General features: G+C 62.8%; 21 protein-coding genes and 1 pseudogene. 1 reads left to right on the top strand and 21 read right to left on the bottom strand.

Going from position 1 to position 20,080, the window contains the following annotated elements; all coding sequences use genetic code 11:
• Positions 1–25: 25 nt before the first annotated feature.
• The 20 genes and pseudogenes from AC1Z24_RS29195 to AC1Z24_RS29100 all read right to left on the bottom strand — a co-directional run bounded on the left by AC1Z24_RS29195 (position 26) and on the right by AC1Z24_RS29100 (position 18,466).
• On the bottom strand, positions 26–1,252 hold the full coding sequence (locus tag AC1Z24_RS29195) for a beta-ketoacyl-ACP synthase (RefSeq protein WP_483743756.1): 1,227 nt from the start codon (positions 1,250–1,252) through the stop codon (positions 26–28).
• On the bottom strand, positions 1,252–1,980 hold the full coding sequence (gene fabG, locus AC1Z24_RS29190; RefSeq protein ID WP_483743755.1) for a 3-oxoacyl-ACP reductase FabG: 729 nt from the start codon (positions 1,978–1,980) through the stop codon (positions 1,252–1,254). Before fabG ends, AC1Z24_RS29195 begins: the two co-directional genes overlap by 1 nt.
• Positions 1,977–2,432, bottom strand: a complete 456-nt coding sequence (locus AC1Z24_RS29185) for a hotdog family protein (RefSeq protein WP_483743754.1) — start codon at positions 2,430–2,432, stop codon at positions 1,977–1,979. Before AC1Z24_RS29185 ends, fabG begins: the two co-directional genes overlap by 4 nt.
• On the bottom strand, positions 2,429–3,625 hold the full coding sequence (locus tag AC1Z24_RS29180; protein WP_483743753.1) for a beta-ketoacyl-[acyl-carrier-protein] synthase family protein: 1,197 nt from the start codon (positions 3,623–3,625) through the stop codon (positions 2,429–2,431). The genes AC1Z24_RS29185 and AC1Z24_RS29180 overlap by 4 nt, the downstream gene beginning before the upstream one ends.
• The gene (locus AC1Z24_RS29175) at positions 3,622–4,125 is read right to left on the bottom strand and encodes a hypothetical protein (protein ID WP_483743752.1); all 504 of its coding nucleotides are present in this window, start codon (positions 4,123–4,125) and stop codon (positions 3,622–3,624) included. The genes AC1Z24_RS29180 and AC1Z24_RS29175 overlap by 4 nt, the downstream gene beginning before the upstream one ends.
• On the bottom strand, positions 4,122–4,856 hold the full coding sequence (locus AC1Z24_RS29170; protein WP_483743751.1) for a class I SAM-dependent methyltransferase: 735 nt from the start codon (positions 4,854–4,856) through the stop codon (positions 4,122–4,124). The genes AC1Z24_RS29175 and AC1Z24_RS29170 overlap by 4 nt, the downstream gene beginning before the upstream one ends.
• Positions 4,853–6,115 (bottom strand): NAD(P)/FAD-dependent oxidoreductase, encoded by a 1,263-nt coding sequence (locus AC1Z24_RS29165; protein ID WP_483743750.1) that lies wholly within the window; start codon positions 6,113–6,115, stop codon positions 4,853–4,855. Before AC1Z24_RS29165 ends, AC1Z24_RS29170 begins: the two co-directional genes overlap by 4 nt.
• Entirely contained in the window at positions 6,102–7,268 is a 1,167-nt protein-coding gene (locus AC1Z24_RS29160) for a sodium:proton antiporter (RefSeq protein ID WP_483743749.1), read from the bottom strand. Before AC1Z24_RS29160 ends, AC1Z24_RS29165 begins: the two co-directional genes overlap by 14 nt.
• On the bottom strand, positions 7,265–9,595 hold the full coding sequence (locus AC1Z24_RS29155; RefSeq protein WP_483746733.1) for an MMPL family transporter: 2,331 nt from the start codon (positions 9,593–9,595) through the stop codon (positions 7,265–7,267). The genes AC1Z24_RS29160 and AC1Z24_RS29155 overlap by 4 nt, the downstream gene beginning before the upstream one ends.
• Complete coding sequence (locus AC1Z24_RS29150) at positions 9,585–10,241, bottom strand: outer membrane lipoprotein carrier protein LolA (protein ID WP_483743748.1); 657 nt, start codon at positions 10,239–10,241, stop codon at positions 9,585–9,587. Before AC1Z24_RS29150 ends, AC1Z24_RS29155 begins: the two co-directional genes overlap by 11 nt.
• 119 nt (positions 10,242–10,360) lie before the next feature.
• On the bottom strand, positions 10,361–10,786 hold the full coding sequence (locus tag AC1Z24_RS29145; protein WP_483743747.1) for an acyl-CoA thioesterase: 426 nt from the start codon (positions 10,784–10,786) through the stop codon (positions 10,361–10,363).
• Positions 10,779–12,323: an HAL/PAL/TAL family ammonia-lyase gene (locus AC1Z24_RS29140; RefSeq protein ID WP_483743746.1), complete on the bottom strand. Its 1,545-nt coding sequence runs from the start codon at positions 12,321–12,323 to the stop codon at positions 10,779–10,781. Before AC1Z24_RS29140 ends, AC1Z24_RS29145 begins: the two co-directional genes overlap by 8 nt.
• Positions 12,304–13,251: an LpxL/LpxP family acyltransferase gene (locus AC1Z24_RS29135; RefSeq protein WP_483743745.1), complete on the bottom strand. Its 948-nt coding sequence runs from the start codon at positions 13,249–13,251 to the stop codon at positions 12,304–12,306. Before AC1Z24_RS29135 ends, AC1Z24_RS29140 begins: the two co-directional genes overlap by 20 nt.
• Before the next feature lie 126 nt (positions 13,252–13,377).
• Positions 13,378–14,112: a glycosyltransferase family 2 protein gene (locus AC1Z24_RS29130; RefSeq protein ID WP_483743744.1), complete on the bottom strand. Its 735-nt coding sequence runs from the start codon at positions 14,110–14,112 to the stop codon at positions 13,378–13,380.
• A gap of 97 nt (positions 14,113–14,209) precedes the next feature.
• Positions 14,210–15,910 (bottom strand): annotated as a pseudogene (locus AC1Z24_RS29125) (ApeI family dehydratase); the annotation flags it as partial.
• A gap of 1 nt (position 15,911) precedes the next feature.
• Complete coding sequence (locus tag AC1Z24_RS29120; RefSeq protein WP_259104325.1) at positions 15,912–16,457, bottom strand: COG4648 family protein; 546 nt, start codon at positions 16,455–16,457, stop codon at positions 15,912–15,914.
• Positions 16,454–16,708 (bottom strand): acyl carrier protein, encoded by a 255-nt coding sequence (locus tag AC1Z24_RS29115; protein WP_483743743.1) that lies wholly within the window; start codon positions 16,706–16,708, stop codon positions 16,454–16,456. Before AC1Z24_RS29115 ends, AC1Z24_RS29120 begins: the two co-directional genes overlap by 4 nt.
• A gap of 9 nt (positions 16,709–16,717) precedes the next feature.
• Positions 16,718–16,978: a phosphopantetheine-binding protein gene (locus AC1Z24_RS29110; protein ID WP_259104327.1), complete on the bottom strand. Its 261-nt coding sequence runs from the start codon at positions 16,976–16,978 to the stop codon at positions 16,718–16,720.
• Positions 16,959–17,765, bottom strand: coding sequence for a lysophospholipid acyltransferase family protein (locus tag AC1Z24_RS29105; protein ID WP_483743742.1), 807 nt, complete (start codon positions 17,763–17,765; stop codon positions 16,959–16,961). Before AC1Z24_RS29105 ends, AC1Z24_RS29110 begins: the two co-directional genes overlap by 20 nt.
• Positions 17,741–18,466 carry a beta-ketoacyl synthase chain length factor gene (locus AC1Z24_RS29100; protein ID WP_483743741.1) on the bottom strand — a complete coding sequence of 242 codons (726 nt, stop codon included), beginning with the start codon at positions 18,464–18,466 and terminating at the stop codon, positions 17,741–17,743. Before AC1Z24_RS29100 ends, AC1Z24_RS29105 begins: the two co-directional genes overlap by 25 nt.
• 277 nt (positions 18,467–18,743) lie before the next feature.
• Between AC1Z24_RS29100 and AC1Z24_RS29095 the strand changes: the two genes are divergently transcribed.
• Entirely contained in the window at positions 18,744–19,520 is a 777-nt protein-coding gene (locus tag AC1Z24_RS29095) for a ParA family protein (protein ID WP_483743740.1), read from the top strand.
• 94 nt (positions 19,521–19,614) lie between these two features.
• Here the strand turns inward: AC1Z24_RS29095 and AC1Z24_RS29090 are convergent, their stop codons facing one another.
• On the bottom strand, positions 19,615–20,019 hold the full coding sequence (locus AC1Z24_RS29090; protein WP_483743739.1) for a PAAR domain-containing protein: 405 nt from the start codon (positions 20,017–20,019) through the stop codon (positions 19,615–19,617).
• Positions 20,020–20,080: the final 61 nt, after the last annotated feature.

The raw sequence follows: 20,080 nt of genomic DNA, 5'->3' as shown, positions 1-20,080 counted from the left end.
GTGTCTCTCCTTGTTGAATAACGGCTCAGGACCAGCGTCGGAAGATCAGCGATGTATTGACACCGCCGAACGCGAAGTTGTTGTTCATCACGTATTCGTGACTCATCTGCCGCGGCTCGCCGCGCAGGTAGTCCAGCTCGCCACATTGCGGATCGACATGATCCAGATTGAGGGTGTGGATGTAGCGGTCGCGATTGAGCATTTCGATGCAGAACCATGCCTCCAGGGCACCGCAGGCGCCGAGGGTGTGGCCGAGGAAACTCTTCTGCGAGCTGATTGGCATGCGCGGGCCGAACAGGCTGCTGGTGGCCAGGGTTTCGGCGATATCGCCCTGTTCCGTGGCAGTGCCGTGGCCGTTCACGTAGCCGATGGCTTGCGGCGGCAGGTTGGCATCTTCCAGGGCCAACTCCATGGCGCGACGCATGGTCACCTGTTCCGGGCGGGTGCTGTGGGCGCCGTCGGCGTTGCTGCCGAAACCGACCAGCTCGGCATGGATATGCGCGCCGCGGGCCAGGGCGTGCTCCAGTTCTTCCAGGACCAGCATGCCGCCGCCTTCGCCGATCACCAGGCCATCGCGGCCGCTGTCATAGGGGCGCGGGCTGGTCTGGGGAGCGTCGTTCTTCAGGCTGGTGGCGTACAGCGCATCGAACACCATGGCTTCGGTCGGGCACAGCTCTTCCGCGCCACCTGCGAGCATCAACGGCAGGCGGCCGAACTTGATCGACTCGTAGGCGTAGCCGATGCCCTGGCTACCACTGGTGCAGGCGCTGGACGTGGGAATCAGGCGCCCGGTCAGGCCGAAGAAGATGCTGATATTGGCCGCCGTGGTGTGGGGCATCATGCGCACATAGGAGTTGGCGTTGAGGCCCACCGCTACCGAATTGAGCAGCATATTGCCGAAGGCCTTGATCTCGTCAGTGCTGCCGGTGGACGAACCGCAGGCGGTGCCCATGCGGCCGTCGCGGATGATCGGGTCGTTGAGCAGGCCGGCGTCGATCAGCGCCATTTCCGATGCGCCCACCGCGAACCGCGATACCCGGCCCATGCTGCGCAGTTGCTTGCGCGTCCAGTGCGCGGGCACGGCGTAATCATCGATGGGACCGGCCAGGCGGGTGTTCAGCTCAGTGAAGCGGTCCCACTCGTCCATGCGGCGGATACCGCTGCGGTTGGCGTTGAAGTTGGCTTCGATACTGGCCCAGTCGCTGCCCAGGGAAGTGATACCGGCCATGCCGGTGACGACCACACGTTTCATCAGCACAGGCCTCCGTTGACGGCCAGGACCTGGCGGGTGATATAGGCCGCTTCTGCGGACATGAGGAAATTCACCGCCCCGGCGACTTCTTCCGGTGTGCCCATGCGCTGTGCGGGGATCATTTTCATCAGTTCGTCTACCGGTACGTTTTCGTCGAGCATGGCGGTATCGATCAGCCCCGGTGCCACGCAGTTGACGGTGATCTTGCGCTTGCCCAGTTCGATGGCCAGAGCCTTGGCGGCGCCGATCACACCGGCCTTGGAAGCGCTGTAATTGACCTGGCCGCGGTTGCCGATCAGCCCCGAGACCGAAGTGATGCAGACGATGCGCCCGGCTGCGCGACGGCGAATCATCGGCATCATCACCGGATGCAGGACGTTGTAGAAGCCGTCGAGGTTGGTTCTGAGCACTACGTCCCAGTCATCGTCGCTCAGGGCCGGGAAGGCGCCGTCGCGGGTCAAACCGGCGTTGAGTACCACGCCATAGTAGGCGCCGTAAGTTTCCACGTCCTGTTCGAGAATGCTTTTGCAGGCCTCACGGTCGGCGACGTCGAATTGCAGAATGCGCGCCTGACGGCCGAGGGCGATGACTTCGGCCTGCACGGCTTCGGCTTCGCTGCGGCCACTACGGCAATGCAGAATCAGGTCAAAACCTGCCTTGGCCAGGCGCAGGGCGATGGCGCGGCCTATGCCACGGCTGGAGCCGGTGACCAGTATCGAGTCAGTCATGTGCGGGCTCCTTCGTTGAGGTATTCGGCGGCATGGGGTGGACGATAAACGTTGAGGCGGGCAAAGGCTTCGATGCCCGGCCCCGTGAGGCGGCATTCGAACACGCCCATGCCGTTGTCGTCCTGCAGGGAGCGCAGGGCGTGGATCTGCAAAAGGCTGCCGGCAGGAAACTGCTCGACGTTGCATTCGAACTTGCGGCTGCCGAGCAGAAAGCCCAGCTCCACCGGCTCACCCTTGGTACGGGCCTGGCAACCAGCATAGGCGGCGACGCTTTGGGCCATGAGTTCGACCCCGACCCACGCGGGCATGGCGCCGTCGGCCAGGTTGAACAGGCCACCGGGGGTGACGGTCAGGCGGGTATAGATCTGTTCTTCATCGAACGCCACGACCTCATCGATCAGGATCATGTCGCCGGCATGGGGCAGCAGTTCGGCGAGCGGCCAGTCGATCATGGGGCGTCTCCGATAATCAGGCTGATGTTATTGCCCCCGAAGGCAAACGAATTGCTCATCAGGTAGCGGGAAGAGGCCGGTGCAAGCCGGGTATCCGCAGTGGCCCAATTCAGGGCGGGCAGCGCAGGGTCGGGCTGGCCGTCCCAGAGATGCGGCGGCAGCACCTGTGCGGTGTTATCTGCCGCCAGGCTCAGCCAGCAGAACGCCGCTTCCAGTGCACCGGCTGCGCCCAAGGTGTGGCCGGTGAGGGGTTTGGTCGACGAGCAGGGCACGCCGTCGGGGAAGATGGCGTTCACGGCCAGACTTTCCATGGCATCGTTATGGCTGGTCGCGGTGCCGTGCAGGTTCAGGTAGCCGATCTGCTCGGGCTTTATGCCTGCGTTATCCAGGGCCTGTTGCATGGCCTGTTGCGCGCCACGGCCGTTGGGCTCGGGCGCGGAGATATGGTGCGCGTCGCAACTGGCACCGGCACCGAGCAGGGCAATCGAATGTTCGGCGCTTGGCTCGCGGGTCATCAGGAACAGCACGGCAGCTTCGCCGATATTGATGCCGTCGCGGTTCTGCGAGAACGGATTGCAGCGCTGCGCGGATACGGCTTCCAGGGAACAAAAGCCGTTCAGCGTGAGTTTGCACAGGGTATCCACGCCGCCACACAACACCGCGTCACACAGGCCCATATCCAAGGCCCTGCGGGCGCTGAGCAGGGCGCGGGCGCTGGAGGTGCAAGCGGTGGAGATCACATAGGCAGGGCCGCTCAGTTGCAGCCAGTCGGCGAGGAAGTTGGCCGGCGCGCTGAGCACTTGCTGCGGGTACTGGTAGTCAGCGGGAAACGCTTGTTCGCGCAGCCAGATGGCAATACCACGGCCGGCCTCGTCGATACCCGACGTGCTGGTGCCGAGGATCACGCCGATACGGTCGCGGCCATAACGCTGGATCGCCTGCTCGATATCACCGTCGATCTGTTGTGCCGCTGCCAGCAACAGTTGATTGTTGCGACTCTGATGGGCGGCCATATCGGCTGGCAACGGCGGCAACTCGGCCTGCACGGCGCCTACCGGCAGGCTGCGCTCCGGCACCCAGCCGCTGGCCGCGCACATGCCCGAATCGTCGGCGGCGAACAGCTTGCGTGCGACCTCGGCGCGGCCTTCACCCAAGGCGCAAATCAGGCCCACGGCATTGAGATAGGCGGTCATGGGGCGGTCTCGTTATTCAGCGGGCTGACACCATAACTCAATGCCGGGCTGTCTTTGTCGGGGGTAACGTCGAGGTCGAAGACATTGGCGCTGTGGTATTCGACTGTCCAGCGCTCCTCTAAATGACGATGGGTGCCCTGGCGCTGCGCCTCGGGATAGTTATTGCGCAGCTCGGTGTCGGGTGTCAGGGCAAACAGCAGCGCAGCGAACAATTCTCGGGCTTCAGGGTTGGGCGGCAGCAGGCCGTCCGCTTGCCATTGGCCATTGATCAGCAACAGTCGCGCCTGGGGAATACCCAGCGGGTCCATCATCGACCAGCGCAGGCCTTGGGGTTCCTGCTGAATGATCAGCAGCCAGTCCTGGCGCTGCTCGCCCTGATGACGCTGGATGTGCAATTGCAGCGGCGTCTGCAGGTGCGGCAGGATCGTCGGCAGCGGCGCCTGACTGGTTGTACAGGCACTCAGCAGCAGGATGCAGCACAGCAATAAGGCGCGAATCATGGAGCGGCCCCTTCGAGAGGCTTGCGCGCCACCACATTGACCAGTGTCTCTTCGCGCTGGCCGAACGGTTTGGGTTTACGCAGTTTCAGGCGCTCCAGCAGACCGAAGTCCTTGGCCCGGCTCCACCACAAATAGGGGTAGGAAACGTTCTGCGGGCCGAAGGCAAAGCCTTGGTCGCGGATCATCTGCAAATATTGCTCGGCGCTTTTCTGCACATGCATCGGATGGCGGAAAAACCAGCGAATCACCCAGGTATCGATATAGGCCTCGGTGGATTCGGCGAACAGCAGATAACCGCCCGGCTTGAGCACGCGATAGAACTCGGCCAGGGCCTGTTCCTGTTCCACCAGATGATGGAAGGTCTGGTGGCAGAACAGCAGATCAACACTGGCGTCTGGCAATTGCAGGGCGGCGCAGTCGCTGCCGATCAATTCGATATCGATACCCTGAGCGCGGGCTTCGGCGCGACTCATGGTCAGGCTGTCCGGGTCGGCGTCCACGCCCAGCAGGCGTGATGGTGCGAACACTTCACGCAGGCGGCGGAACGACTTGCCCTGGCCGCAACCGGCATCCAGCAACACCGGAGCGCTGGGCAATTCGCTGTCGAACAGGTTGCGCAGATCGTTGATCGCGACCCGCAGCACATGATGCTGCCAGGTGTGGCTGCGCAGGAACCACAGGCCGAAGCGGGTTTCTTCGACGTAGCTGTCGCTCAGGAACGGGCCGCTCATGCCGCACCCCCGGCGCAGTGCTCAGCGAGCATGCGCAGGCGGCGCTTGGATTCGCTGACGAAGGGGTTGCGTTCATCCCAGGCGTAACCGGCGAGGATCGAACTGATCATGCGGCGAATATCGTGGGTGCTGTCGGGGTAGAAAATCACATCCTGGAAGCTGCCGTCGTACCAGCCTTCGACATAGGCGCGGAAGGTATCGACACCACGCTTGAGGGGCACGGCGAATTCGCTTTGCCAGTCCACGGCCTCGCCCTGCAACTGACGATGCAACAGGCCGGCGGCCATGCTCGCCGAGCGCATGGCGATGGTCACGCCTGAGGAGAACACCGGGTCGAGAAACTCCGCAGCGTTGCCCAACAAGGCAAAGCCTGGGCCATGCAGGGTTTTGACGTTGGCCGAGTAGCCACCGATGGTCCGCGCCGGGGTATCCCATACGGCGTTTTCCAGCAGGCTGTTGAGGTGCGGTGTTTCAGCGACGAACTGGCGCAGGCAGGCGTCCAGATCGGCTGGCTTGTCCTTGAAGCGTTCGGCAGCGGCCACCACGCCCAAAGAGCAGCGGCCATTGCTGAACGGGATCGACCAGAACCACACATCGCGGTGCTCGGGGTGGATGCTGACGAGAATTTTTTCGCGGTCGAAGCGGCTGCTGTCGATGCGGTCTTCGATGTGGGTGAATACCGCCTGACGCACCGGGAAATTCGACGGCGCTTCCAGATCCAGCAAACGCGGCAGCACTCGGCCATAGCCGCTGGCATCGAGGACGAATTGCGCCTCGACGTTGTACTCGCTGCCATCCAGACGTCGTACGCTCAGCACGGGTTGGCTGGCGCTGAAGTCGGCGGCAATGATCTCTTGCTGATAGCGGATTTCCACGCCCTGCAACTCGGCCTGGTCGGCCAGCAGCTTGTCGAACTCGCCACGCTGCACCTGAAAGGTAGTGGGCTTGCCGTGGCTGAAGGTGTCGCCGAAATCGAACGCGCTGTAGTGATGCTTCCAGGCAAAGGCGGCGCCATTTTTCTTCTGGAAACCGGCGGCGTTGACCGCATCGAGCATGCCCGCTTCTTCGACGAAATCCAGGCAGTGGGACAGCAGGCTTTCACCGATGGAAAAGCGCGGAAACTGCTGGCGTTCGATGATCAACACATCGTGACCCTTGCGTTTGAGCAGGGCAGCAGCGATGGCCCCGGCCGGGCCTGCGCCGATCACGACGACCGGACGGCTTTCTCTATCCGTGTTTTGTCTGTCAGTTACGGGCACAAGATTTCCCTACCTGTTCGATTGAAATGACGGAAGACGGCGCCCGCCCCATGCCGGCCAGTGCGGGCAGCAGAGTGGCGGTCAGGCTCATCAGCATCAGCGCGAAGTACAGCGCCGGGCTGATCAGCTGTTGTTGCAGCAGCAGATTGAGGAAGACGATTTCACTCAAGCCACGAATATTCAGCAGCAGGCTTTCGCGCCAGCGGCTGGCCCCGACGAACGATGGCGTGGCCCAGCGCAGGCCCAGCCAGTTGCCGAGCATTTTACTGGCGATGGGCAGCAGGATCAGCACGACCAGTTGCAGCCAGCCCAGCTCGGCCATGGCGCTGTGCAGGTCGATCTGGATGATGCCGAAGGTCAGGATCAGCGGGATTGCCAGCAGGTTCTGCAGGCGTTGCAGCCATAGCGGATTGATCGGCGCGACCCACGGCTGTTTCAGGCCAGCCATGCACAGCAGGTAGCCGATGCCGAAGATCAGCGCATTGAGCCGGTAATGCTCGGCCACTACCAGCAAGGCGAAAAAGATCACGCTATAGAGCTTCGGCTGGCGCAATTGCAAGGCGCGCAGCAGCAGGGGCACGCAGGCGCCGAGCAGCGGCAGCAACAGGCTGCTCAAGTGCAGGCTGCCCTGGGCCAGGCCGAACAGGCTCCAGCAGGCCAGGTCGATAAGGATTGCAGTCTGCACCAGACGCTTGATGGCGCTGGGCGGATAGTCGATATGGCGCAGATACAGGTACAGCACCGGAATGGCAGTGATGGCGAAAACCAGACCGATGGCCAGTGAACTGAGCCAGGACTGTTGCGCCAGCAGCCATTGGGCACAGGCCAGTCCGGCGAGGAAGGGCACAATGAAACTGGGCAGGGCGATTTTCAGGCTCTGGCTGTCCAGTTGCAGGTCGATCACGTCGCTGAGAATGTGCCCCAGCACGATGGCAAAACTCAGGCCGTACAGGGTTTTCAGCCAGGTCGGGCTGATCAGTTGCGCGCCACTGAGCTGCCAGTGCGGCTCGACCCACAACAGCATCAACAAAGGCAGGCCCAGACTCGCCAGCAGTAGCTGGCTGACGATGGGAATCAACCCCAGCCGCCGGCCCAGGCGTGTAGCCAGGGCGAACAGCAGCATTGTCATCAGCCAGAACAGCAGGATCATCATGGCAACGCCTCAGCGGTGTGGGCCAGCGGCTTGTGCGCGGCCCAGGGGGCGAGCATGAAGCTGAATGCCAGGCCCAGGCTCACCGACAAGCCGAAGTTGCTGATGGCCGGGGTATTGGACACCGCCAGCAGGCCGAATGACAGCCAGGTGGTCAGGGCTGCCAGCAAGGTGCCCAACAGGCTGACGGCAGCGCCGCCCACTTGCTCGCGCATGAGGATCGCGTAATCGACGCTGATTGCTGTCACCAATAGCAGGCCGAACAGGCTGAACAGGGTCAACGGCTGGCCCATCCAGCCAAGACTGGCCAGGCTGCACAGAGCCGCCAGCAACGGCAGCGCGACGATGCGCAGGGCGCCACCGAAGCCAAATGGCGCGATCAGCAGCAGGACGATCAATACGCAGGACAGCAACTTGAGTTCGGCGGCGCTGACCTGGGTCTTGGCGAACACGCTGTTCAGCTCGCCGAGCCGATCAACCAGCACCACGCCTTCAAGTCCCTCGGCCTGATTGCGCATCAGGGCTGCATCATTGAGCCCTTGCAGGCTGACCATTGCGGCGACACCCTCATCAGTCGCGCCCAGCCACAGCGTGCGCCAGGGTTCACCCAGCGGCCCGGCCAGAACGCTGTCGATATCGGCGGGAGGCAGCGCCTGGAGCTTGTCCAGTTCGGCCTGCAAGGCATCGGCAGGCACGCCCAGATCCAATAGCGGCTGCCAGAACTCCGGCAGCCGTTTGAGGGCCAGACGCGTAGCCTGTTGCTCAGCAGGCGAGGCCACGATCTGGTTGAGGGACAGATAGCCTTGCAGCTTGTCCAGGTCCACCAGTTGGTCAAGACGTTGGCCCAGCGCGGCTTCTCGTTCCAGCAACTGTTGCTGGTCCTTGCCCCGCACCAGGAAAAACTGGCTGGTCGGCTGGAAACCGGTGATGCGCGCAATGCTTTGCGCTTGCTGGGTCAGTTGCGGCGGCGCGGAAATCCATTGGCGAATATCGTTGCGGGTCGTCAGGTGCCACAGGCCACCGACGCAGAACAGCACCAGCAGCGCCAGCAGCCAGGGCGTGCCGACGTGTCGCAACAGAGCTTCGCGACAGGCCAGCATCTGCTGACTGAAACGCAGCGGCCAGTCCGCCGGGCGCAGTTCGACGTTGTTGAACAGCGCAGGCAACAGGCAGACGGCGGTCAGGTAGGCGCCGACCAGACCGGCAGCGGAAAACACCGCGATTTGTGTGAGCGCCGGAAAGGGCGTCCAGGCCAGGGCCAGGTAGCCGATGCAACTGGTCGCCAGGCTAAGGCTCAGGCCGGGCAGGGTCACGCGCAAGGCGGGCCAGCTTTTCCACGGCTTGAGGGTCCAGCTCTTGGACAGATAGTGCAGCGGGTAATCCACGGCCACACCGATCAGGCTGGAGCCCAGCACCAACGTCATCACATGCATATGGCCGAACAGGGCGACGCAGGCCACGGCACCGAACAACATGCCCACCAGCACCGGGACGAAGGCCAGTAATACGCGCCAGCGACGAAAGGCCAGCAGCAGCAAAAGCAGAATGCCCGCAGTGGCGCCGCCACCGACCCAGGTGATTTCCCGGGTGGCCTGGCGTTGGCCGTCGGCGGCATACAGCAGGCCGCTGGCGGCGAGCATTTGGCCGTGATCCTGGGTGACCTGTTGGCGAGCGCTGTCTACCAGGTCTGCAACTCGCAGCGGCAGATGCATATCGAAGGCATCGCCTTGAGTCCGGGCGCGCAGCAGCACCCAACTGATGCCATCGCTGCTGGCGATCAACGCGCCGCTGCCGATATCCGGTTGTACCGAACCGTGCTTGGGCATGCCGTTTTGAATACGTCCGGTCAGGCCCAGCCAGTCATCCTGGCTCGGCACCAGGCTAAAGCCGCCAAAGGGATCGAAGAGGTTTTGCACGCGTTGCTGGATAAAGGCTTGCGGCTGTTCGATCAATTGCGTGCGCTCGGCTGCGGGCAACATCGCCAGACGCCCTTGCAGCAGTTGCGTGCGCAGTGCGGGCAAGTCGGCCTGCAAACTCCACTGGACCTTCTCGAACAACCCGCTGGCCTGCCATTGTCCGGCCAGGGTTTGCGCCAGCTTGATCGCCTGTTCGCGGTCAGCGTGGCCGACCAGCACCAGCATTTCCCGGTTCAGCGGTTCCTGCATGCGTTTTTCCGCGAGCAGTTCCAGAGCATCCGGGGCGGTGCCCGGCACCAGTTCCATGAGATTGGCTGACAGCGGCGCAGCCCCGCGCCATTGCCAGCCTGCGACGGCAAGCACCGCCAGCAGGATGATCAGAAACAGGCGCGGCAGCAGGCGTTCACTTGGCAAAGTCATTACGCTCCGCATCGCTCAGCGCCGGGACGCTCTGGCTGTCGAGCATCTTCAGCACGGTGCTGTCGCCCTGGGTTTCCAGCAGCTCGATGCGTTGCACCAAGGCACCGCCATCGATATTGATCTGCTTGAACACCTGTTGCAGCAGCAGCGAGCGCGGCGTCAGGGTCAGTTGCCAGGCCTGGGCATCGCCCTTGAGTTGCAGGTCGAAATCCCGTTGCAGGCCGCTGCTGTCGCCTTGCAGTACGGCCAGGAACAGACGGTTCTGTTCGGCCCCGGCGCTTTTGTTCGGCAGCAGTTGCCAGCTCTGCCCGTCACGACGTGAGATGCCTGTCGCAACGATGCGGTAGTCCTGCTTGAGTGGGGTGTCGAGTAGCCAGAGCAAGCCGAACTCCTTGGCCAGGACAAACCGGCCCTTGCTGACCAAGGGGTGCGGCAAGGCTCTCAGATGTTTCTCCTGAATGAAGTTCCCGCGCACGACCACGGGTTTGGCCAGTTGCTCGCTTAGCTGTGGCAGGTCGAAAGCATGGGCCAGGGGTGTCAGGGTGAGCAGGGCGAGGAGGCACAGAACACGGCGCAGGATGTTTTTATGAAACAGCGCAAGACCTACTGAATCATCGGAGCTCTGTGGGAGCGAATTCATTCGCGAAAGCGGTGTTTCAGACGATGAAGAGGTGTCGACTGTAATGGCCTCTTCGCGAATGAATTCGCTCCCACAGATTCGCTTGCGGTCTGTCCGGCGCTTGATGAGGGCAAAAATACTCATGACACCACCTTGGCAACCGCATCGGTAAAGGCTTTGGGCGAGACCAGTTGCATCTCCCGGGTCTGCATATCCACGGCCACTTGCACTGTGCAAGCGCGGGTCAGGCGTTCGCCGGTCACGGCATCGCTGATCAGGTAGTTGATCTTCAGACGGTTCTCCCACTCCACCAGATTGGCCCGCACGGTCAGCTTCTGGCCGAACACCGCGCCGCGCACGTAGCGCAGTTGCAGGTCGATCACCGGCCAGGCGTAGCCGGACTCGACCATCTGCGTGTAGTTATGGCCGAGCTGGTCGAGCAGCGCACAGCGCGCCACTTCCAGGTATTTAACGTAGTGACCGTGCCAGACGACGTTCATGGTATCGACGTCGAAAAACGGCACCAGCACTTCGGTGTCGACGTGGAAAAAGCCCTTGCTACGCATGCAGCCTCCAGTGGCGTTCGGCGATCCGTTGCAGGCACAGGCGCAGTTCGCCTTCCAGGGCACGGTCTTCGATGACCGGCGCAAAGTCCGCCGCCAGTTGTTCGTGCATGGCGGCCAGGGCCGGTGGCAGCGGGCGCGCATCGGCGGCCTTGCTGCGCAGCCAGACGCCCTGGTTGGCGGCGATCAGAGTGGCGGCGGCGACCTGTTCGGTCAGCTCAAGTACGCGGATGGCGTCGCGGGCCGCGATGGTGCCCATGCTTACCTTGTCCTGGTTATGGCATTCGGTGGAGCGCGAGAACACGCTGGCGGGCATAGTGTTTTTCAGGGCTTCGGCGGTCCAGGCACTGGTGCCGATCTGCACCGCCTTGAAGCCGTGGTTGATCATCGCCCGGTCGGCCGGGGCGCCGGACAGATTGCTCGGCAGGCCGTGGTTGTAGCGTTCGTCCACCAGCAGCGCCAGTTGCCGGTCGAGCAGGTCGGCGACGTTGGCCACCAGGGTCTTGAGGCTGTCCATGGCAAAGGCGATATGCCCGCCGTAGAAATGCCCGCCGTGCAGCACGCGCTCGGCTTCGGCGTCGATGATCGGGTTGTCGTTGGCGCTGTTCAATTCGATTTCGATGAACGAGCGCAGCCAGTTCAGGCTGTCGGCCAGTACGCCCAGCACATGGGGCGCACAACGCAGGGAGTAGCGATCCTGCAGGCGATGCAGCGGCGCGGTCGGCGCGTCGATGGCCAGGTCCTGGCGCAGCCACGCGGCAACCTGCATCTGCCCCGGATGGGGTTTGGCGGCGAACAGGCGCTCGTCGAAATGCTCGGGGTTACCTTGCAGGGCGACCACGTTCAGCGCGGTGATGCGGGTTGCCAGTTGCAGCAGGTAGTCGGCGCGGGCGAACGCCAGGCAGGCCAGGCCGGTCATCACCGCGGTGCCGTTCATCAGCGCCAGGGCTTCCTTGGGTCGCAGCACCAGCGGCACCCAGCCCAGCTCGCGGTGTACATCAATGGCCTGACGGCGCTCGCCACGGAACATCACTTCACGCTCGCCGGACAGGGTCGCGGCGACGTAGGACAGCGGGGTCAGATCACCGCTGGCGCCCACCGAGCCTTCTTCCGGGATCAACGGCAGGACGTCCTGATCGAGGAAGGCTTGCAGGCGCTCCAGCAACTCGACCCGCACCCCGGACACGCCGTGGCACAGCGACTGCAAACGCGCGGCCAGCACGGCACGCGTTGCCTGGGCGTCGAGCAGCTTGCCCAGGCCGCAGCCGTGGAAGGTGTACAGATGGCGCGGCAGGGCCTCGACATGTTGCAACGGCACGGCCACTACGCAGGAGTCGCCATAGCCGGTGGTGACGCCGTAGATCACGCCTTCCTTGTCCAGCAGCGAATCGAGAAACTGCGCGCCCTTGGCAATGCGCTCGCGGAAGGCACTGTCGCTCTGCAGCGTGGTGGGCACTTGGCGGTTGGCCAGCGCCAGCACGTCTTCAATCTGCAATGCACGCTCGCCGAAGATAACCGGCTCAGGAACTTGATTCGTCATCGGACTTCCAGAAAAGGTAGAAATTGAACCACTGCTGCGGCGCTTGCAGGCAATAGTGGCTAAGACGGTCGGCGTAGCGCTGAGTCCACCGGGCAATCACCTGTTGGCGGTCGCTGCGGCGCCACTCTATGGCCTCGGCGAAGCGTTCCAGAGTCACTTGATAACCCTGCGCGCCCTTGAGGCAGAAAATCAGATTGATCGGGCATTTCAGCAGCCCGGCCAACAGCCATGGGCCCTGAGGGAACGGTGCCTGGCCGCCGAGGAAGTCGACCCGCACATTGCGCCCGCCATGCAGCGGTACGCGATCTCCGGCAATCGCCAGCCATTCGCCATCGTCCAGACGCTGGCTCAGTTGCAGCATGATTGCCGGGTCCAGCTCGCTGACCTGAATCAGCCGCAGATTGGTCGCCCCGGCCTCGCCGAGCAGGCGGTTGAACTGCTCGGCGTGCTTGGTGTGAACCAGCACATTCATCGTGACCTTCTCGCCCAGCTCGGCCAGCGCCCGGCATACCTCAAGGTTGCCCAGGTGGGTGCCTACCAGCATTTGCCCGCGACCACTGCGTAACTCGCTGCGCAGCAGGGTCTGGTCGATGATTTCGATCTGGGAAATCTTCAGCTTGCCGTTCCACAGATCGAGCTTGTCCAACAGCGAATCGGCAAACGCCATGAATTGGCCGAACACCCGCCAGTGGCTGGGGCGCAGCTCTGGGCGCTGGCTCCAGTCGGCCAGGCGTTGCTGATACTCCCAGGCACTTTTACGCGCCGTTCGGCCAAACAGGAAAAAGTACAAAACGATGCCGTGCAACACCGGGCTCAGCACTCGCCGACCCAGACGCCGCGCGGCCCAGGCGGTGAGCTTCATCAGCAGGAAACTGCCGCGCTCCTGATGATTGGCCCAGTGTTGCTTGTCGGGGGCGTCATTTGTCATCGGTACACCTGACCCGTTGGAGCGAGGCTTGCCCGCGAAGAACGTTGACGCGGTTTGTCAGGACAAATGCGGTGAGGCATTCGCGGGCAAGCCTCGCTCCAACGGTGTCGGCATTTGTTGTAGCCGTCATGGCAACCACCGCCGCCACAGAATCAACGGAAAACGCCCGAGCATGCCGAAGAACAGCTTGGTGTGCATTTTCGAGATCAGGACGTTGTCGTGGAACAGGCGGAAATGCGACAGGCCGTCTTCGGGGTAGTGCACCCGGGTCGGCAGCCACTGCATGGGCTGGTTGCGCCAGGACAGGCGCACGAGGATTTCCGAGTCGAAGTCCATACGCTTACCGATCTGTACGTGGTCGATCAGATGCATGACCGGCGCCAGAGGGTACAGGCGAAAGCCGCACATGGAATCCTTGATCTGCAACGACAGGGTGTTGACCCAGACCCAGAAGTGGGTGAGGTAGCGCGCATACAGGCGGCCCTTGGGCACGCTGGCATCGTATTGCGGATAACCGCAGATCACCGCGTCCGGCTGTGCCCGGGAATGTTCGATAAACACGGCGATATCGCCCAGGTCATGCTGGCCGTCGGCATCCACCTGCAAGGCATGGCTGAAGCCCAGGCGCCGGGCCTCGCGAAAACCCGCCATGACGGCGCCGCCCTTGCCCTGATTGACCGGCAGACTGACCAGATAGACGTTCTCGCCCTCGGCCAGTCGCTGCATCACGGCGGCGCAGGCCGGGCTGCTGGCATCGTCCACCAATACACAGGGCAGCCCGGCGGCCAGAACCGCTTGCACCACCTTGGGCAACGGCAGCTCGTGGTCGAATACCGGGATGATTGCGCAGGGGTTATGCATGGTCGCGGCCTGTGGGAGCGAGGCTTGCCCGCGAAGAGGTCGGTACATCCGACGCATTTACTGTGATCGGGACATCGCCTTCGCGGGCAAGCCTCGCTCCAACGGACCCTTCCAACAAAATCCGGCCGCTGGAGCACGGCGCATCGCCGTTACGAAAGGCGAAGTACAGCTTGCCGCGCTCGGCGTCGAAACGCAGGGTCAGGCTGATCCGGTCGCCGGGGCGCACCAGTTGCTGGAATTTCAGCACTTCCATACCGGCGAATGTCGGTGGCAGGTCGAGCAACTGGCGGCCAAGTGCAATGGCCCAGTCCACCTGCACCACCCCCGGCAGCACCGGTACGCTGGGAAAGTGCCCGCTGAAGTAAGCCAGGTCCGGCGGCACGCTCAGTTCCAGCTGCCATTCACCCTCGACCTTCTGCTGGCTGAGTATTTCGGGCTGTTTGCTGCGCGGGGCCATGAGCAGCGCCTGGACCTCGGCTTGCGCCAGCTTGCCCTGAGCGTTGAATGGCAGCTGACGCAGCACACGCCAGCGCCGTGGCAGGGCCAGGGGTTCGCAGTGGGGAATCAGGTGTTGGCGCAGGCTTTGGGTCAGGGCGCGACGGCCACCGTTGCGCAGGGCATGCAGGCCTTTTTCGCTGAGTACGATCAGGGCGCCCAGAGACGCCCGGTTCTCCTGGACCACACCCAGCCGCGCTTCACTGACCCATTCATGAGCAGCCAGAGCCTGCTCCAGCAGAGGCAGGGAGATGCGTTTTTCTTCCAGCTTGACGATGCGGTCCAGCCGGCCGAGCAACTCAAAGCGGCCGTCTGCACTCATGCGCGCGGCATCGGCGCTGTGTTCGACATGGCCCGGCGGCATGTAGGTCGAGCTGATCAGCAGGGCGCCATCGGCATCCCGGCCAAGCTGTACGCCCTTGAAGGGTTGCCACAGGCTGTCGCCCTGACGCCAGGCGATGCCGCCGGTTTCCGAGCTGCCGAGAATCTCGGTCGGCCATTGCCCCAGACGTTGTTGCAAGCTGGCAGCGGCTTCGCCAGGTAGCGCGCCACCGGAAGAAAACACCCGGCGCACGGCACTCAGGCCCGGCCAGTCGAGGTTCTCGCCCATGCGTTTGAGCAGGGCCGGGCTGGCGACCCAGGCGAAGCTTTCGAACTCACGGCTGGCGCGCTGCAGGTCTTCAGGAAACGGTAATTGTCGACGTACGAAGCGGCGCCCGGCGCTCAAGGGCCAAAGCACGCGGAACAGCAGCCCGTAGATATGCTGGGCGGCGACGCTGCCAATGATGCAGGCCGTGCCCAGTTGCGCGCCCCACAGGCGCTCCAGCACTTCGATTTCGTTGACCAACTGGCGCAGGCGCTTTTCGATCAGCTTGGGTTCGCCGCTGGAGCCGGAAGTACACAGGCTCAGGCGGCATTCATCCAGATCAAGCAGGGCGGCGGGCAAAGGCGCGGCCTGCAACTGCTCGAGTCGCAGGTCATCCGGCAGATCAGTCAGCCAGCCATCCACATGGGCCGACCAACGCTCGCGGGTTTGGGCTTGCAAGTCGGCGGGCAGCAACACGTTGACCCCGGCCCGCCACGCGCCAAACAGGGCGATGGCCAATTCACCGGCGTCTTCCAGGTGCACGGCCAGGCGCTTGATGCCCAGGGATTGCAGCCCTGCAGCGATGCTCAGTGCCTGTTCGCAGAACTGCGCGTGGTTCAGTGCCGGCGCCTGGGTCAGCTCGCGGGCCGACTGTGGGGCGAGCAACAGGCGCTCAGAAGGTATCCAGTCAACAGCCATGCGGTTCACGTGTTCCATTTCATGCGCCGCCTCTGACTCGGCGGCGGACTATCCATTCGCCCGCAAACAGCAGGCCCATCACTGCGTAGGACAGCAGACCGGTCCATAGCGTCCACCACGCCAGCGGTGCCCAAAGCGTCAGCGTCGCGGCAATCAGGCCGTTGCCGAGGAAAAACCAGCACCACACTTGCGTCACTTTGCGCGTATAGGCAATCGCCACGTCCGGCAATTGCGGTTCGCGCAAACGTGCCAGGCGTTCGACCATCGGCGGCCCGTAGATCAGGCTCAGGCCGAACAGGCTCAGCATCGACGCGCAGATCAGTACGGGATACCAGCGCAACAGTGCCGGGCTGTCGAACACCCCGAGCAACAGGCAGAAGCCGATGGCGACCACGGCGGTGAGCATTGCGCCGGGACGCTTTTCCACGGTCAGCGCCCGACCCAGCCACAGCAGGCCAAGCGCCAGGGCAAACTGCCAGGGCGCGAAATGGCCCATGCCGTAATACACGGCAAAGGGGTAGAGCACGCCGACCACGATCAGGCCCAGGCTGGTCAGCCGCTTCATGCGGCGTTGTTGACCAGTCGATAGACCGCCTCGACCACGTCATTGACTGTACGCACGGACTTGAACTCTTCGGCAGCGATTTTCTTGCCGGTCTTGCGTTTGATGTGGTCGATCAGGTCCACGGCATCGATGCTGTCGATTTCCAGGTCCTGATACAGGTTGGAATCCAGGCTGATGCGCTCGGGTTCAAGTTCGAACAGCTCGACCAGGGCGGCCCGCAGGGTCTCGAAAATGTCTTCACGGGTTTGCATGATCAGTCCTCAGGCCGCTTGTCGGGCGCTGACGAACGCCGCAAGGCTGTCCACGCTGGCGAAATGGTCACGGGTATCCTTGGCGTCGGCGTCGATCTTGATGCCGTAGCGCTTCTGGATGGCCAGGCCCAGCTCCAGGGCGTCAACCGAATCCAGGCCCAAGCCTTCGCCGAACAGGGTCTGGTCATTGCCAATGTCGTGCACGCTGATGTCCTCGAGGCCCAGGGCGTCGATGATCAACTGCTTGATGTCACGATGTAGATCGCTCATCTGCGGCGAGCTCCTTGATGAAGTAGTGATGCAAGTAATCGTTGAGCTTGCGCGAGGCCACCGGTGGCGGCCCCATTGCAGCGAAGGCGTTTGGATCTATATCGGCACCAACGCGCAAACTGAAATGCACGCGGCGCAACGGAATGCGGTACCAGGGCTCGGCCTTGGTCAGGGTGGTAGGGCTGACTTTGATCACCACCGGGGTGATCAGCGCCGCGCCACGCAGGGCAATGGCTGATGCACCGCGATGAAACTCGGGGGCGTGGTCCGGTCGGGTGCGGGTGCCTTCGGGAAAGACGATCAGGGTCTGGCCGCTGCGCAGCACCTCGGCGGCGTTGTCGAGCATCTCGGCGCTGCCGTCGTTGCTGATGTAGCCGGTGGCGCAGACAGGGCCGCAGGTGAACGGGTTTTCCCAGAGCTTGCGCTTGACCACGCAATTGGCGTCCCGCACCAGGCCGATCAGGAAGACTACGTCTATCAGCGACGGATGGTTGGCGATGATCATCTGGCCGGGGCGACCCAGGCGCTCGGCACCCTGCACCTCATAGGTCAACACGCCGGTGCGGGCCATCAGCCGGATAAACAGCCAGAACAGCCTGCTGATGGTGTGGCGTGCGCGCTGGCGGCGACGTTCGGTATGGCCCGGCAGCAGGTTGAGCAACGGGAAGATCATCAGGCGCAGGCACAGCCCGCCCAACCCGAACAGGAAAAAGCACAGGGCCGTGGCCAGCAGGCGCCAGTAATAGGCGTCGCGGCGCTTGCTCAAAGGCTGCGTTGCCAGTTCCATACTCGTCTCTTCCAGGAGTGGCGGCACGCACCCTGAGCGCTGTTCAGAGTGCGTAGCAGGCTCAGAGCATTTGGCCACTGACCGGGGGGCAGCTCATTGCTGTCGTCGGCGGAGGTGAGTGACAGGCTCCAGTCCGTGCCAGGCGTCAGCAGCAGGCCTACGGCATAGGGAAAGGGCACATCGTCTATCCACTGTGAATAGGCTTGCGGCGGTTGTTCTTCGGTGATGATCAGCAGCACCGCGGCGGCGCCTTCGGCCAGCAGCGCAGCGGCTTCGAACACGCCGTGTTCCAGGCCATCACCATCGGCGGCCAATGCCGTCATTTCGCTGGTCTCGCCGCGCAGGATCGACCACAGGCCAATCACCGCGTTATGCACCGACAGGCTGAACTGGGTCGGCGAAAGCGGTTCGCTGTTGGCGACATCGCAGAGGATTTCAAAGGTGCGCGGGGTTTCCCCGTGACGCGAGACAAACACCAGCGGCAGGCGCTCATAGCCTTCGGCAAGGGGCCAGCCCACGGCAAAGGCCATGCGCGCCAGACGGCCCAGGCGTCTACGCTGCATGGCCGGCAGGAACGACACGTCCGGGGCCTCATCGCTGCTGTGCAGATGCGTCGGCTGCTGGCACCACTGCTGCCAGTGTTCGACGCTCGCCAGACCGGGTGCCCAGGCGCGCCATTGTGCGATGTTGAAGGTGATCAAATTCTCATCCCGCCCCTGTGGGCTACTTCTTGTTGCTACTGCGGTGCTGCCGGGCGGCTGGCCAGTCATCAATCCTGGGTGCGGCAAATTGGCCTGGTGGCGGGAATTATCCCGGTGGCGGCGAATAGTAGCAATTTGTAAAGGTGCAAATGTAGGAAGTAGACGACTGCATCGGTCGGATTATTCGGTATCTGAGCAGGCAAGTGCTCGCCCTTGTCATGTGCATTGCTTAGACTCGGCCTCTTTTATCGTATTCATGCAACAGGGAGGTCGACCCATGCGTCGCGTGGTTTTCAATCAGAAGGGGGGCGTAGGCAAGTCCAGCATCGCCTGCAATCTGGCGGCGGTCAGCGCTCATGAAGGGTATCGCACGCTCTTGATTGATCTTGATGCCCAGGCCAACTCCACCCAGTACCTCACGGGGCTGACGGGTGACGACATTCCCATGGGGATTGCCGAGTTCTTCAAGCAGACCCTATCCACAGGTTTCGGCAAGAAGAACCATGTGGACATCTATGAAACCCCCTACGACAACCTGCATGTGGTAACTGCCACGGCCGAGCTTGCCGACCTGCAACCCAAGCTTGAGGCCAAGCACAAGATCAACAAGCTGCGTAAGTTGCTGGATGAACTGGACGGCGACTACGAACGCATTTACCTGGACACGCCGCCAGCCCTGAACTTCTATGCCGTTTCGGCGTTGATTGCCGCCGATCGTGTATTGATCCCCTTCGATTGCGATAGTTTTTCCCGCCAGGCCCTGTATGGCTTGATCAAGGAAGTCGACGAGCTCAAGGAAGATCACAACGAAGACCTGCAGGTCGAAGGCATTATCGTCAACCAGTTCCAGCCCCGGGCCAGCCTGCCCCAGCAGATGCTCGACGAGTTGATTGCCGAGGGTTTGCCGGTGCTGCCGGTGTACCTCAATGCTTCGGTGAAAATGCGCGAGTCGCATCAGGCCAATACGCCGCTGATTCATTTGGACCCTCGACACAAACTGACCCAGCAGTTTGTGGAGTTGCATCATTGGCTGGAGACCAACGCGCAGCGTTGATATCACCTGGTTCGTTGGCGCGATATCTGTAGGACCGGCTTCAGCCGGGAAATCGCCTTCCCGGCTAAAGCCGGTCCCACAGGGCGCCACCGGTTCAGACGTCCCGCGCAAAGGGTGACAGCGTCCTGGGGTTGAACGTCCCTTCGCGGATATCGCGATTAATCCGCTCAGCTTCCTTTTGCGCCTTTTCGGCCAGGTCTTCGGGGATCTCGATGGTGGCTTCCATGTCGGCGCAAAGGGCTTCTTGTGTCGCGATCACGGTATGGCTGCCCGGCTTGCAGGCGCATTTCACGGCATTGCCGTGGGTGGACACGGCAACGAATTCGTCGACAAAAGTCGGGTTGCCCTGGGCGATGTAACCGACGCTCTGGCACGCCGCGCACCACACCGGATCGCCCATCCGCGCGACCCGTTGCAGATCGACCAGATGGCTGGCTGACGCGCTCATGACAAATCCGCCGGTGCTGGTGGGGTCGCCTTCCCTGACTGCATAAGACATAACGATTGATACCCATGGTTGAGTCGAAAATCGCGATGCTAGGGGCAAATCGGGGCGGCGG

It is taken from the genome of Pseudomonas sp. JL23 (assembly GCF_056933585.1).
The sequence above is the reverse complement of the archived record's forward strand: the minus strand, read 5'-3'. Positions and strand labels throughout refer to the sequence as shown.